The organism is Caballeronia temeraria, from assembly GCF_001544795.2.
Lineage (GTDB): Bacteria > Pseudomonadota > Gammaproteobacteria > Burkholderiales > Burkholderiaceae > Caballeronia > Caballeronia temeraria.
The window spans coordinates 17,430-31,777 of record NZ_FCOI02000020.1 but is presented as its reverse complement, the minus strand read 5'-3'; the positions used below and the strand labels follow the sequence as shown (position 1 = coordinate 31,777).

Below are 14,348 nucleotides of genomic sequence, written 5' to 3'. Positions count from 1 at the left end.
TCACAGATCGACGCTGTTCGGCAGGATCACGAGATCGCGAATGGTCACGTTGCGCGGACGCGTCAGCATGAACAATACCGCTTCGGCGACTTCTCGCGGCTGCATCAGGCTGCCGGAGGCGAGCGCTTCCTCCATCTTCGCTTTCGGCCAGTCGTCGAGCAGGGCGGTCACGACCGGGCCGGGCGCGACCGCGCCCACGCGCACGCCGTGCTTCGCGACCTGGCGCCGCGTGGTGTGCACGAACGCCTGCACGGCGAATTTGGAGGCCGTGTAGATCGGCTCCCACACGACCGGCACGATGCCCGCAATCGAGCTGGTGAACACGATATCGCCCGACTTCTGCGCGACGAGGTGCGGCAGCACGGCGTGCACCGAGCGGAACGCGGCGTTGATGTTCAGGTTGAGCATGCGATCCCATTCGTCCGGATTGCCCTCCACGATCTCCCCGCCGATATACGCGCCCGCGTTGGCGTGAAAGATGTCGAGGCCGCCCGCGAGATCGACGATTTTCGGCAGCATCGACGAGACTTCGGCGGGCTTGAGCAGATCCACGGACAAGGGCAGCGCGTTCGCGCCGAGCTCCGCGCAACAGGCCGCGAGCCGGTCCGCCGCGCGGTCGATCAGCACGACTTTCGCGCCTTCTTCGATGAGCACGCGCGCGCACTCGAGTCCGATGCCCGACGCCGCGCCGGTGATGGCGGCCACTTTTCCCGCGATGGAAACTGACATTGACGATTCTCCTGTAGGGGTGCGCTTAGGCGCGGCCATGCGACACGCGCGACTGGCGGGCGAGCGAATCGACGATCACCGCGATGGCCAGCACCGCGCCGGTAATCATGAAACGCAACGAAGAAGACAGATTGAGCAGCGTGAGGCCGCTTGCGATCGACTGGATCACGATGATGCCGAGCACCGCCGAATACGCGCTCCCGCGCCCGCCGAAGAGGCTGGTGCCGCCGATCACCGCCGCCGCGATGGCGTTCAGGTTGACGTCGCCGGTGCCGGCCTGCTGGCTCGCGGACGCGAGGCGGGCGGCGGTGAGAATGCCGCCGAGGGCCGCGAAGCCCGCGCACAGCACGAATGCGCTCGTATAGATGCTGCCGACCTTGATGCCCGCGCGCCGCGCGGCTTCGCGGTTGCCGCCGACGGCGTTCATCGAACGGCCCCAGCGCGTGCGGGTCAGCGCGTAGTCCATGAGCACGGTGAGGCCGAGGAACACGCCGAACATCAGCGGCACGCCGCGCCCCGTGTTGAGATAGGCGACGACGACCTCCAGAAACACCGTGATGGCGATGGCGCGCGCGAGCAGACTGCCCGTCGATGGCGCGGAGAGCCGCGCGGCCTGACGGCGTGCTCGCGTGCGCAGACCGAGCCCGAGAATCGCGACGCCGGGCAGCAGCGCCAGGACGTGCGAGACGGGCGCGGGGATGATCATCAGTTGCCCGAAGTTCACTATCGGCGTGGAATACGGCAGGTTGATCGAGCCGCTCGCGCCCAGCACGTAGAGCTGCAATCCGAGAATCGCGAGCAGTCCGGCGAGCGTCGAGACGAAGCTCGGCATGCCGAGCCGGTTGAGCAACAGCGCGTAGAGCGCGCCGATCACGCCGCCGACCACGATCGCCGCGGCGATGGCGAGCAGCACCGGCCAGCCTTCGTTGACCCACAACGTGCCGACGAGCGCGGAGGCGAAGCCGCTCATCGAGCCGACCGACAGATCGATCTCGCCGACCAGCAGCACGCAGACGATGCCGAGCGAGATGACGCCGACCGTCGAACAGTCGAACAGCAGGTTCACGAGATTGTTGGCCGACAGAAACACCGGGTTCAGGCTCGTGAACACGGTCCAGATGATGATGAGACCCGCGATGACCGGCAGCGAGCCCAGATCGCCGGAGCGCACGCGGTCGAAGAACGCGGAGATGCTTTCGCCGACGCCGCTCGCGTGCTTCACGCGAACGTCGCTGCGATCGAGCAGGGTGGAAGGTTGGGGCGCGCTCTGCGTGTCGGGCGGCGCGCTGCCCGGAGTGTGCTTGCTCATGATCGATCCTTTGACCCGATGTCCTGTTTCATGCGTCCTGTTGAGCCTGTCGACGTCCGGCGCGGCGCGACACGGCGTTTTCGGTCGCGCCGGTGATCGCGGCCACGAGTTCCGCGTTGGACGAATCGGGATAGAAGATGCCGTTGTTGCGGCCGAGCCGCAGCACGACGATGCGGTCCGCGACCGCGCGCACGTCCTCCATGTTGTGACTGATCATGATGACCGCGTGGCCGCGATCGCGGACGCGCTCGATCAGGTTCAGCACTTCGGCCGTCTGCGCGACGCCCAGCGCGGCGGTCGGCTCGTCGAGCATGATGAGCTTCGGGTCGAGCAGCAGCGATCGCGCGATCGCCACGGTCTGGCGCTGTCCGCCCGACAGCGAGGCGACCACGTCCCGCACGCTCGGAATGCGCGCCGACAGTTCGTTCAGCAGGGTCCAGGCGCGCACTTCCATCGACACTTCGTCGAGACGCATGGGCGCGAGCTCGCGTCCGAGATAGATGTTCGCGACGACATCGAGGTTCTCGCACAGCGCAAGGTCTTGAAAGACCGTCGCGATGCCCAGATCGAGCGCCATGCCGGGATCGGACAGCGTGACTTCCTTGCCGCCGAAATGGATCGTGCCCGCGCTCGGCTGATGCACGCCCGCGAGAACTTTGACGAGCGTCGATTTGCCGGCGCCGTTGTCGCCGACCAGCGCGACGACTTCTCCGGCGTGCACGTCCAGCTCGATGTCGGTGAGCGCCGATACCGCGCCGAAATGCTTCGAGACGCCGCGCAGGCTCAGCACCAGCTCGCCGGGCTGCGCGCGCGGGGTGGGGTTTGCATTCATGATGATCCTCTTCGGTGCGGCGGAACCCGCAGATGGCCGGGCGCCGCCGATATCGCTCCCGCTCAGTGCGTGATGCCGAGCTTCTTGCAGCCGTCCGCATAACGGTCCGTGCAAAGCTCCTTCGCGCTCGCGAAGCCCTTGTCGACCACTTCGGCCTTCAGATTCTGCGCCGTGATGACGGAGGGCTTGAACAATTGCGTCGGCGTGTTGAAGAGCGAGGTTTCGCCCTTCGGCGGCTGTCCCGAGAGAAACCCGACCGCTGCCTTCGCCGCCGCTGCCGCGACGATCTCGCTCGGCTTCAGGATGGTGTTGTACTGGTCGCCCGAGATGATGAGCTGCAGTCCGGCGGTCGTGGCGTCGTTGCCGGTCACGGGCGGCACCGGATTGACGCCGGCCGCCTTGAAGGCCGCGATGGTGCCGCCGGCCGTGCCGTCGTTGGCCGCCACCACGCCGACGATCTGCGAGCTGAAGCGCGTGATCTGCCCGCTGACCCATTGCTGGGCCTTGGGCGGCGCCCACTCCGGCGTGTCGTATTCCGCGAGCGTCTTGTAGCCGCCGCTTTGCAGGCCGGCGTGAATGCCTTTCTTGATGAGGCCCGCTGCCGCGTCCGTGGGCGAGCCGTTGACTTCCAGCACGCCGCCCTTGCCGGTCGCCACGCCCGTCGCCTTGAGATGATCGACGAGCGACGTCGCGATCGCCTTGCCGATGCCTTCGTTATCGAACGAGACGTAGTAGTCCGCCGGGGTCGACGGCACCGGCCGGTCATACGCGATGACCTTGATGCCCTGGCTCTGCGCCATGTGGACGAGCGACGCGGCGGCCGTCGAATCCACCGGATCGAGGACGATCACTTTCGCGCCTTGCGCGATGACGGAATTGAACTGCTGCTGCTGCGTCGCGACGGCCGCGTTGGCGTTCTGATAGAGCACCTTGCAATCCGGACAGAGCTTCGCCATTTCGGCCTTGAAGCCGGGAAAGTCGTGCTGCTCGTAACGGGTCGATGCCTGATCGGGCATCAGGAACGCCACTGTGCCGCTGGGCGCGGCCAGCGCCTGCAGGCTGCACGACAGGCCAAGACTCAGCGCGCCCGCACTGATCAATTGGGTTGAGAGCTTCTTCATCGCGTGTCTCCGAATTTTTAGGATTGGAATGGCGTACTACCGTGGCTGGCTCATCGCATCTGTATCTGAATCAGAATCGATTAGGAATCCTTTTGAAGGGACCGGTTGATGGATGCGTGGCCACCGCCGTTCCCGCCGCACACTAGCCGAAGATTTCGGGTACTTCTTCCGGTTCGGCCGACTCAGCCGACTCGGCCGCGCTCGCGGCATTGAGCCGCTGATAGGTGCGCCAGCGCGTCGGCGACATCTGCTTGAGCAACAGGAACTGGCGATTGAAATTCGAAAGATTGTTGAAGCCGACCTGATAGCAGATATCGGTCACGCTCAGCTCGTCCGACATGAGCAACTGGCACGCGAGATTGATGCGCAGCCGATTCACGTACTGGACGAAAGGCACGCCGGTATGGCGGCGAAAATATCGCGAGAAGGCGCTGGCGCTTTGTCCGGCGAGCTCCGCCAGTTCGGTCTCGCGCAACTCCTGCGAGAGATTTTTCCCGATGAACGAAAGCACGTGATTGATGCGCGTCTCGCCGTAACGGTCCGGGTCGGCGCGATACGCGGCGCTCGCGAGCTTCGCCGGTTCTTCGCTCTGCGCGAGCAGTTCGAACAGCGCCGCGAGCAGCACGATGCGCCGCATGCCCTGTGCGCCGAGCATCTCGCGCATGATCGGTTCGGCGGCCGCGCCCGTTTGCGGCGTGAAGAGCAGGCCCCAGCGCGATGCATCGAGCAGCGCGTCCATGCGCCTGAACTCGGGAAACGCTTCGGTTGCACGCGTGACGAAGCCGGTATCGAACTGGAGCACGAGGCATCGTTCGGCGACGCGCTCATCGCCCGGAACGCTGCTGACCCAGTTATGCGGGAGGTTCGATCCGACCATCACGAGATTGCCCGGCGCGAAATTGCCGATGTGATCGCCGACGAAATATTTGCCCGTGGTCGCCGTGATGAGATGGATTTCGTACTCGGGATGGAAATGCCAGCGCACGGTGCGATACGGATAGCCATGCGACCATACCTTGAACGACTCGTCCCGCGGAACGGCCACCAGTTCAAGATCGGGCTCGCTCGCTTTGGCATGACGGGCGTCGTCGCTGCGCGCCGTCTCCCGGTTTGTTGTCATCCATCGTCTCCGCTGCTTTTTGTACTCTTCGCTGCGCGGTTCATCGCGTCTTGCCATGACTCAAAAGTAGCCCTTTCGATGTCATCTCACCACTTAAAAAAACACCGCCGACTGATACTTTCTTGCATTCGGGTTAGTCCTTAGCGGGCGAATGTCAACTTTTGTGCAAAGCAGCAGCCCTCAATTCGCGCCCGCAGCGCCGGACGATTCGCGGATCACGAGTGTCGGCAAAGGCGGCATCACCGACTGCGCGCCGTCCTTGCTCGCGAGATGCGCGAACAGCAATTCGACGGCCTGCAGCGCCATATCGTCGAGATGCAGATCGACCGCGGTGAGCGGCGGGCGGCAACTTCGCGCGCGCGTGCCGTCGTAACGCGTGACGACCTTGATATCCGCCGGCACGCGCCGGCCGGTCTCAGCGATCGCCTGAACCGATCCGACCGCGAACGCATCGACCAGCGCGCATAGGCCATCCACATCGGGATGCTCGCGCAACAACGCTGCGCAAGCATCGCGCCCGGCCGCTTCGCCGCCCGATTCGTCGGCGACCGAGATCACTGGCGCCATGCCGTGCGCCGCGCAGAAACGCTCGTAGCTCGCGCGTGCTTCGATGTACGAGTTGCGCTGCTGCGCGCCGATGATGAGCGCAATCCTTCTGCTGCCCTGATCGTGGAGATGATTTAGCAGCAGTTCCGTCGTCGCCGACGAATGGATATCGACGAACGGCACGGAAGCATTCCCCGGCTGGCGTCCGAGACATACGACGGGCAGGCCGCGATCCTGCAGATGCGCGACGTTGGCGTCGTCGGTCGTGGGTTCGATGACGATTGCGCCGTCGATGTCGAGCTGTTCGAGCGGCAGACGTCCCGCCATCACCGGCGGCACCAGCACGAGCGCGAGGCCGCGCGTGAGCGCGGCTGCGGCGGCGACGGCGGCGACCTCCATGAGGAAGCCGAGCCGCGATGCGCCGCCCGCGATTTCGAAGGGCATCGACGAGATCAGCGCGATCGTGTGCGCCTCGCCCGTACGCAATCGCTGCGCCCGCACGCTCGGACGATAGCCGAGGGCGCGCGCCGTTTCCTTCACGCGCTCCCGCGTTTGCTGATCGACATAACCCTTGTCGTTGAGCGCGTGCGAGACGGTGGTCGTCGAGACGCCCGCGGCGCGCGCCACATCGGCGATGGTGGGCCGCTGTCTGTTTGGCGCCGGGTTTTTCATGGTCTTTTCGTTCACGTCGCTCACGTTTCGATGCGGGATTCTCTCATGGGAAGACAGCGCGTCTTTAGACCGGTTCGTGTGATGAAACGCCCGCCGTTCTCACCGCGATCCTGATGAAATCCCCTGCTTGACAAGCCAAAAATGACACACCATTCTACGATCACAAATCGATTTGGGGCAGCAGCCCATTTCTTTTGTCCTGATCCCAAATCGATTTGGGATTCACTCATCGTCCACCGGAGTCAACCGTCATGGCCCACCATCCGCCGGTTCACGCAGTCGACGAGCGATTGCCGCTCGCGAAGCTCATCCTGTTCGGTCTGCAGCACGTCCTCGTCGTGGCGGCCTCGCCGATCACGGCCGTGTTTCTCGTCGCGAAGGCGCTCGGGCTTTCGTCCGCGCTCACGGTCGATCTCATCAGCGCGACCTTTCTCGTGTGCGGGCTCGGCACCCTGTTGCAGTCGTTCGGGCCGCTCAAATTCGGCGCGCGGCTGCCGTTCATCATGGTGCCGGGCGGCGCGCCCGTCGTGCTGTTCGTGCTGATCGCGCAGCAGACGAATCTCCAGACCGCCGCGGGCGCGACCATCCTCACGGGACTGCTCTACTTCCTGCTGCTGCCGGTGTTCGCGCGCTGCCTGCGCTTCTTTCCGCGCATCGTGATCGGCACGATGCTGATCCTCGTCGCGGTCAATCTGATCCGCATCTACGGCGTCGTGATCGTCGGCACGCCGGGCACGGCGGAGTTCGGCAGCCCGGTCGGCATCGGCCTCGCGCTGTCGACGGTCGGCTTCACCGTGCTCTTCGCGAAGCTCTTCAAGGGCATGCTCGGGCAGCTCGCCGTGCTGCTCGGCCTGCTCGCGGGCGCGGCGCTCGCGTGGTCGCTCGGGCTGATGAGTTTCGCCGAGGTCTGGAGCGGCGCGCTCGTCACGCTGCCCACGCCGCTGCCGTTCGGCATGCCGCGCTTCGACGTGCTGGCCGCGCTGCCGCTGCTCATCTTCAGCGTGATCTCGATGGCCGAAGCCACCGGTCAGACGATCGCGATCGCGGAAGTGGTCGGCAAGGAGATCGATCCGCAGACCGAAGTGCCCCGGACCATTCGCGGCGATGCGACGATGTCCGTGCTCGGCGGACTGTTCGGCACGTCGCTGATCATCACGAGCAGCGAGAACATCGGCATCGTGCAGGCGACGGGCGTGCGCTCGCGCTTCGTCACGGCGGCGGCGGGCGTGCTGCTCATCGTCATCGCGCTGCTCGCGCCGCTCGGACGGCTGGCGAACGCGATTCCCGCGCCGGTCGTCGGCGGCACGGCGCTCATCGTCTTCTCGATCATCGGCGTGATGGGCATCAACCTGCTGCGCCAGGTCGAGCTGCGCTCGCGCGCCAACATGTACACGCTCGCCGCGGCGCTCACGATGGGCGTGCTGCCGATCGTCGTCCCCGGCGTGTACAGCCGCTTTCCGGCCGCCTTGCAGATCGTGCTGGGCAACGGTCTCGCGATGGGCGCGCTCACCGCCGTGCTCGTCAACGCGCTGTTCGCGCATCTGAACCTGAACTGGCGCGAACGCCATGCGGCCGATCCCGCCGCGCATCTCGAAGCCGCCGTCAACGACAACCGCTCCTGCCACTGAAGAACCATCATGAAGAACGCATCTCTCACGCCCGCCCGTCTGCAAGACGACGAACTCCTGCTTCTGCCCGCCTATGTGCTGCTCGCGGACGGTCCGCAGCGCGATCATGCCGTGGTCGTATCGAACGGCACGTTCAGCGCGGTCGGCCCCGCCGATGAAGTCATCGCGCGCCATCCGCATCTGACGCCGGTCGCGCTGCCGGACAAGCTTGTGATGCCGGGCTTCGTCGATGCGCATCATCACCTGACGCAATCCTTCGGCAAGGCGCTTGCGTTCGGCGAGCCTTCGGAGATTTACCGGCGCATCTGGGTGCCGCTCGAAAACTGTCTCGACGAAAACCTCGTCTATCTGTCCGCGAAGCTCGCCGCGCTCGAAGCGCTGCGCGGCGGTTTCACGACGGTCTGCGACGCGGGCACGCGCGCGAGCGGCGATGCCTCGACGATCGCCGCGGCCACGCAGGAAGCCGGCGTGCGCTGCGTGCTCGGCCTCATCTGCAACGATCTCGCCGACGACATCGACGCCCCCGCGCGCGCCGCGATCGTCGTGCGTGCACAGCAGCATCTGGCGCGCTGGGAAGGACATGCGCTCGTGCATCCGTCGCTCGCGGTCTCGGTGCCGGAAGCGGGCTCGGACGGGATGCTGCAGACGGCGGCCGCATTGTGCGCCGATGCCGGCGCGGTGTTTCAGACGCATGCGAACGAACATCTCGCGGCGGTCGAGCGCTCGATCGTGCGACGCAAGATGCGGCCGATCGAGCATCTGCATTACGCGGGCGCGCTCGGACCGCAGACGCTGATCGCGCACGCGACGCTCGTCACGCCCTCGGAGCTGAACCTTCTGGCGGGAACCGGCGCCGCCGTGAGCTACAACCCGGTCGCGAGCTCGTGGAAGGGCAATGCCGTCGCGCCCGCGTTGCAGATGGCCGCGCTCGGCATCCGCTTCGGACTCGGCACCGACGGCACGCGCAGCGACGCGTTCCGCCTGATCGATGCCGCCGAGACCGCGCAACGCTTCGCCTTCGGCCTGGCGAGCGGCGATTCGTCGTGCGGCGGCGGCGAGCTGTGGCTCGACCGCGCGTTGCGCGGCGGCGCGGACGCGTTGCGCCTGGACACGCGCATCGGCGAGATCGCGCCGGGCAAGGCGGCGGACTTCCTGCTCGTCGATCTCGATGTGCCCGAGATGCGGCCATCGTGGGACCTCACGTGGGAGCTGGTGCGGCTGGCGAACCGCAGCCAGATCGATGCCGTGTTCGTCGCCGGCAAGCTGCGTCTCTGGCAGGGCTGGCCGACCGATTGGGACGCGCGTGCCTTTCTGCGCGAAGTCGACGACGTTGCACGCGAAGTCGTCGCGCGCGCGCCGATCCAGCGCGTGCACAGCGCGCCGCGCGTGCATGAAGCCGTGCATGACGCCGCACACGATGCGGCATCGGGCGCGATCCTGCCTACCGTCTGAAGGAGCTTGTCCGTGAGTCTGACTGTCTTCATCGTTCTCGCATCGACCGTTGCGATCGCCGCGTTCATCCAGGGCGCGGTCGGCGTCGGCTTCGCGCTGATCTGCGCGCCCGTGATCGGCCTGATCGAGCCGGGATTGCTGCCGGTGTCGCTGCTGATCCTGATGCTGCCGCTGAACGTCTACCTTGCCTGGCGCGAGCGGCCCGCGCTCGATTCGAAAGGCACGCTGTGGATCACGGTCGGCAGAACGGCCGGCGCGGTCGCGGGCGTGTGGATCATTTCGCGCATCTCGGCGCACGACCTGAACGTGTTCATCGGCGCATCGACGATCGCGGCCGCCGTCGCGACGCTGTGCGCGCCGAGCTTCCTGCCGGGCCGCAATGCGCTGATGGCGGCGGGCGCGGTGACGGGCATCACCGAAACCGCGACGGGCATCGGCGGCCCCGCGCTCGCGATGGTCTTCCAGCACTATCGCGCGCCCGCGCTGCGCTCGACCATCGCGCTGTGCTTCGCGATCGGCGAGGCGTTGTCGCTCGCGATGCTGAGCGTGACGGGCACGATCACCGGCGCGAAGTTCATGTCGGCGCTGTGTCTGGTGCCTGCGGTGATCGCCGGCGCTTGGATCAGCCAGCACGTGCATCAGCGGTTGAACGCGCGCGTCCTGCGCATCAGCGTGATGGCGTTCGCCATCGTCTCGGGCGCGGCGATTCTTTATCAGACGCTGGCCGCCTGAACCTTGGCCGGCGTTCGGCCGGCTCATTCCTTCCATCGATCGAGAGACCCTTATGAACAAGAGTCGGATTGCGCTCGCCTTGTCGATGCTGCTCGTTGCGAGCGGCGTCAACGCGCAAAGCAGCGTCACGCTGTACGGCAGTCTGGATGCGGGCATCGGCTACGTGAGCAATCTGCGCGGCGCGCACGCGTTCATCGCGCAGCAGGGCACGTTGCAGGCCGACCGCTGGGGCCTGACCGGCGTCGAGGATCTCGGCGGCGGGCTGAAGACGGTGTTCAAGCTGGAGTCCGGCTTCTCGACGATCAGCGGCGCGATGTCGAGCGCGGGCACGCTGTTCAACCGGCAGGCGTATGTGGGTTTGAGCGAGAGCCGCATCGGCACGATCACGCTCGGACGTCAGACGGACTTTCACTTCGAGATGCTCGGGCCGCTGTCGACGGCGCAGACGCTCGGCGATTTCTCGGCGTTTCATCCCGGGAATATCGATGGTCTCGGCAATACGGTGCCCGTCGAACTGTCGAACACGGTGAAGTTCCGCAGCCGGACGATCGCGGGCGTGACGCTCGGCGCGATGTACGGCTTCACCAATCAGTCGAGCAGCACGACGGGGCGCAGCTTCAGCTTCGGCGCGACATACGGCTATGGGCCGCTCAATCTCGCGGCGGCTTACTCGGAGTATCGCGATCGCACGGTGAACCTTGCCGGCGGTCTCGGCCTGACGAACTTCGAGGGCATCGGTCTCACGGGCAGCGCGCCTTTCGTCGCCGACAGCGTGAGGAATGCGGGCATCGGCGGGAGTTTTCAGATCGGGCGCGTGCAGTTGCATGCGCTACTCACGCAGGTGCGCATCGAGGAACGGGGCCGGGCCGACGATTACCGGACGATCGACGGCGGCGCGAACGTGCAGGTGACGCCCGCGTACATGATCGGCGTGGGCGCGTGGACGACGACGTTCGCCGGCGAGCGCTGGACCCAGGTGACGATCGCCAACGTCTACGCGCTCTCGAAGCTCACGCAGCTATACGCCGATGTGATGTTGGAGCGGGCGTCGTCCGGCGCGGTGGCGACGACGCTGGGCATCGGGCCTTCGTCGTCGAACCGGCAGACGGTCGTGCTGGCGGGGATTCATCACCTGTTTTGAGCGAGGCGTGAGCTTTGCGCGAATTCCTCGCGTTCCCTCACTTGTTGCTCGTCGCATCGAAGCTTTGCGCATAGCCGAGCTGCCGGAAATGTTCGATCACGAACTCGATGAGCACACGCGTCTTGTGCGACGTCGCGCAGCTATGACGCCCGGCTCATGCGGATTCTTGCGGTCGCGCTGCTGCCTTCCCTCTCTGTGTGTGGTGAAAACATCAAAACCAGGCTGACGTATTTTTGAAATATATTTTTTGAGCGCCATCATAAGACGAAGTTTGTAGCCAATGGAGGCGTTCATGGGCAGTGCGCTAGTGTGGGCAGCAATCCCTCACAACAGTGACGGGGTCGTGTTCCAGGTTCGCGTGATTCGCGGGCTTCAACGTTTTCACATCGCGCGCCGGACCCTCGAGGAGGCGTTCGATCTAGCGCCTCATGCATCGGATGCAAGGCAACTCGAACTCTTCTATCAGCACACGATTTACATCCTGAGCCGGGCGATGCAGAAGCGTCCTATCGCGGGCGCTGACACGGCCGCACTTCAAACTGCCGATTTCAATGCCGTCGCGGAGGTCGGAAGCGGATCGACGGCTTACCTGCCGGAAACGCTTGAGGGTTTGGCTCCGAACTGAAATGGGCCGGTCCGACGGCATCGCGCCCGACACGATCTGCATAGCTCGTGTCAGCTGGGCCGATGCTCGCCCGGCAAAGCACCTCACGCGTCTTCCAGACTCTCGCCACGCTCGGCGATCAACTTGCCCAATTCGCGCGTCGATAAAACGCGTCGCATCGGGTTTGTCGAATCCGATTCGTCATCCGCAAGATTTTCGATGATGGTCAGCAGCACCTTGCGCGCGGTCTTGATCTCGCGGTCGGTCAAACCCGTGACGCTGATCTCGTTGACCTCTTCGGCAAGCGGAACCAGCTGGTCTTTCAACGCGCGCCCCTCGGCGGTGAGAAACACGTGCGTGTTTTTCTTGTTGTCCGGGCGCTGCTGACGCTCGACGAGTCCGAGCTTTTCCATCGCGGTGACGGCGGCGAACGTTGTCGGCGCCATCACGCCGGCCTGTTCGCTCAATTCGCGCTGCGTGAGGCCGTCGTTCTCCCACAGGATACGCAGGAAGGTCCAGTGCCCGAACGACACCGAATGTTCGGCGAGCCGCATCTGCAATGCGCGCACCATCGAGCGCGTGGCGTCCTTCACGAGGTGCGCGAGGCGATCGTTGGGCACCGATTCGTGCCAATGGCGCAGCATCTCCGCGGTCTCGCGCGGCGCGCCCTCCACAGTCTTCTTTCGTGTCATGGCGGTTCTTTCCCGAATGCAGTTGATCTTCCCGACATCATAGCCGCGCGGCCGTCCCGCCTGCATCCGCTGCGAGGCGCGCTGCTCTCGGTGCAAACCCGAACTTGTCCGCGTGCGCTGGCCTCCGTACCATAATGATTAGATATCGAATAAAAACCACGCATGTCCGGAACACGTGAGACAACTGTCCGCGCCGGGACATCGTCCTCATGAGCATGGGAATCGGAGACGCCTGGTGGCCAAATCCACAGTCACGCAATTCATGTCGGAATCGGACGCGGCGGCAGCGCGCGTCGAAGCCACGTATCACAAGGTCACCTGGCGGCTGATGTCGTTCATCTTCGTCTGCTGGGTGCTCAATTATCTGGATCGCGTGAACGTCAGCTTCGCGCAACTGCATCTCAAGCAGGATCTCGGTTTGTCCGACGCTGCTTACGGTCTCGGCGTGAGCTTGTTCTTCATCGGCTATATCCTGCTCGAGGTGCCGAGCACGCTATGGCTCAAGAAGATTGGCGCGCGCCTCACGATTTCACGCATCATGATCCTGTGGGGCGGCATCTCGACCGCGATGGCGTTCATGACCACGCCGGCGCAGTTCTATATCGCGCGCATCCTGCTCGGCGCCGCGGAGGCCGGCTTCTGGCCCGGCATCATTTTGTATCTGACGTACTGGTATCCAGGCGCGCGGCGTGCGCGGATCACGTCGCGTTTCCTGCTGGCGATTGCTGCCGCGGGCATTATCGGCGGGCCGCTCTCGGGCTGGATTCTGCATAACTTCGTCAATGTGCTCGGGTACAAGAACTGGCAATGGCTGTTCTTTCTCGAAGGGCTGCCCGCGCTGCTGATGGGCGTCGTCGCGTTCTTCTATCTCGTCGATCGTCCGCAGGAAGCGCGCTGGCTCGACGACGAACAGAAGAAGATCATCCTCGATGCGCTCGCCGCCGACCGCGCCGAGAAGAAGCCCGCCACACACTCGCGCCACCAGTTGCTGGCCGCGCTGAAGGACCCGCGCGTGTATATCCTCGCGGCGGGCTGGGGCACGGTGCCTCTGTGCGGCACGATCCTCAACTACTGGACGCCGACCATCATCCGTCAGGCGGGCGTGTCGGACGTGCTCAATGTCGGCTTGCTGTCCGCGCTGCCGTACATCATCGGCGCGCTCGGCATGTTCGCGGTCGCGCGCAGCTCCGACGTGACGCTGGAGCGCCGCTGGCATTTCTTCCTGTGCACGGCGGTCGGCGCGCTGGGCGGCTTTCTGCTGCCCGTGCTGTCCGGCAATACGACGGCGGCCATCATCTGTCTGGGCATGATCTCCATCTCGTACTTCGGCGCGGCCGCGATCATCTGGTCGATTCCGCCGGCCTATCTCTCCGATGACGCCGCCGCCGCGGGCATCGGCGCGATCAGTTGCCTGGGGCAGGTCGGCGCATTCTGCGGACCCATCGCGCTCGGCTGGATCAAGACGATGACGGGCAGCCTCGCCATCGGACTGTCCGCGATCGCGGCGATCGTCCTGCTGGGGGGACTCGCCGTGCTGATCGGCGTGCCGGCCAACACGCTGCGCGAGCACGCGGAAAAGCACGGGTAAGCATCGTTTATCGCATCGCATCGCTTGAGCGGCGCCTTCGCCATGAAGGCGCCGTTTTCGTTCGATACCCGCGCCGGCACCTAAACGACTCGCTTCAGGGAAAACCCGCTTGCCTTAAAATGATTAGATATCTAATATAAACGTCATGGTGATCGATGCCGCAGCGGGCGCGATCGATTCAG

The 14,348-nt window shown here is 65.0% G+C and carries 13 protein-coding genes; 6 read left to right on the top strand and 7 right to left on the bottom strand.

Going from position 1 to position 14,348, the window contains the following annotated elements; all coding sequences use genetic code 11:
• From AWB76_RS25235 to AWB76_RS25210, 6 genes are all read right to left on the bottom strand, one after another.
• On the bottom strand, nucleotides 1-729 hold the full coding sequence (locus AWB76_RS25235; RefSeq protein WP_061162859.1) for an SDR family oxidoreductase: 729 nt from the start codon (nucleotides 727-729) through the stop codon (nucleotides 1-3).
• A 25-nt stretch (nucleotides 730-754) separates the two neighbouring features.
• Nucleotides 755-2,038: a sugar ABC transporter permease gene (locus tag AWB76_RS25230; protein ID WP_061162858.1), complete on the bottom strand. Its 1,284-nt coding sequence runs from the start codon at nucleotides 2,036-2,038 to the stop codon at nucleotides 755-757.
• A gap of 28 nt (nucleotides 2,039-2,066) precedes the next feature.
• Nucleotides 2,067-2,870, bottom strand: coding sequence for an ATP-binding cassette domain-containing protein (locus AWB76_RS25225; RefSeq protein WP_061162857.1), 804 nt, complete (start codon nucleotides 2,868-2,870; stop codon nucleotides 2,067-2,069).
• 62 nt (nucleotides 2,871-2,932) lie between these two features.
• A complete protein-coding gene (locus tag AWB76_RS25220) occupies nucleotides 2,933-3,991 on the bottom strand; it encodes an ABC transporter substrate-binding protein (protein ID WP_061162856.1) in 1,059 nt (352 codons plus the stop codon).
• A 142-nt stretch (nucleotides 3,992-4,133) separates the two neighbouring features.
• On the bottom strand, nucleotides 4,134-5,111 hold the full coding sequence (locus AWB76_RS25215) for an AraC family transcriptional regulator (RefSeq protein ID WP_061162938.1): 978 nt from the start codon (nucleotides 5,109-5,111) through the stop codon (nucleotides 4,134-4,136).
• A gap of 180 nt (nucleotides 5,112-5,291) precedes the next feature.
• On the bottom strand, nucleotides 5,292-6,329 hold the full coding sequence (locus AWB76_RS25210) for a LacI family DNA-binding transcriptional regulator (protein WP_061162937.1): 1,038 nt from the start codon (nucleotides 6,327-6,329) through the stop codon (nucleotides 5,292-5,294).
• 251 nt (nucleotides 6,330-6,580) lie between these two features.
• On the opposite strand from AWB76_RS25210, the gene AWB76_RS25205 reads away from it, so the two are divergent.
• The 5 genes from AWB76_RS25205 (at nucleotide 6,581) to AWB76_RS25185 (ending at nucleotide 11,907) form a co-directional block, all read left to right on the top strand.
• The gene (locus AWB76_RS25205; RefSeq protein WP_061162855.1) at nucleotides 6,581-7,957 is read left to right on the top strand and encodes a uracil-xanthine permease family protein; all 1,377 of its coding nucleotides are present in this window, start codon (nucleotides 6,581-6,583) and stop codon (nucleotides 7,955-7,957) included.
• Between the two features lie 9 nt (nucleotides 7,958-7,966).
• Nucleotides 7,967-9,409 carry an amidohydrolase family protein gene (locus AWB76_RS25200; RefSeq protein WP_063936399.1) on the top strand — a complete coding sequence of 481 codons (1,443 nt, stop codon included), beginning with the start codon at nucleotides 7,967-7,969 and terminating at the stop codon, nucleotides 9,407-9,409.
• 12 nt (nucleotides 9,410-9,421) lie between these two features.
• Nucleotides 9,422-10,141 (top strand): sulfite exporter TauE/SafE family protein, encoded by a 720-nt coding sequence (locus AWB76_RS25195; protein WP_061162936.1) that lies wholly within the window; start codon nucleotides 9,422-9,424, stop codon nucleotides 10,139-10,141.
• A gap of 52 nt (nucleotides 10,142-10,193) precedes the next feature.
• A complete protein-coding gene (locus AWB76_RS25190) occupies nucleotides 10,194-11,282 on the top strand; it encodes a porin (protein ID WP_061162854.1) in 1,089 nt (362 codons plus the stop codon).
• A gap of 292 nt (nucleotides 11,283-11,574) precedes the next feature.
• Nucleotides 11,575-11,907: a hypothetical protein gene (locus tag AWB76_RS25185; protein ID WP_061162935.1), complete on the top strand. Its 333-nt coding sequence runs from the start codon at nucleotides 11,575-11,577 to the stop codon at nucleotides 11,905-11,907.
• 83 nt (nucleotides 11,908-11,990) lie between these two features.
• Here the strand turns inward: AWB76_RS25185 and AWB76_RS25180 are convergent, their stop codons facing one another.
• The gene (locus tag AWB76_RS25180) at nucleotides 11,991-12,578 is read right to left on the bottom strand and encodes a MarR family winged helix-turn-helix transcriptional regulator (RefSeq protein ID WP_061162934.1); all 588 of its coding nucleotides are present in this window, start codon (nucleotides 12,576-12,578) and stop codon (nucleotides 11,991-11,993) included.
• A gap of 262 nt (nucleotides 12,579-12,840) precedes the next feature.
• Here AWB76_RS25180 and AWB76_RS25175 point away from each other — a divergent pair, with 262 nt between their 5' ends.
• Nucleotides 12,841-14,166 carry an MFS transporter gene (locus tag AWB76_RS25175; protein WP_061162853.1) on the top strand — a complete coding sequence of 442 codons (1,326 nt, stop codon included), beginning with the start codon at nucleotides 12,841-12,843 and terminating at the stop codon, nucleotides 14,164-14,166.
• Nucleotides 14,167-14,348 lie beyond the last annotated feature (182 nt).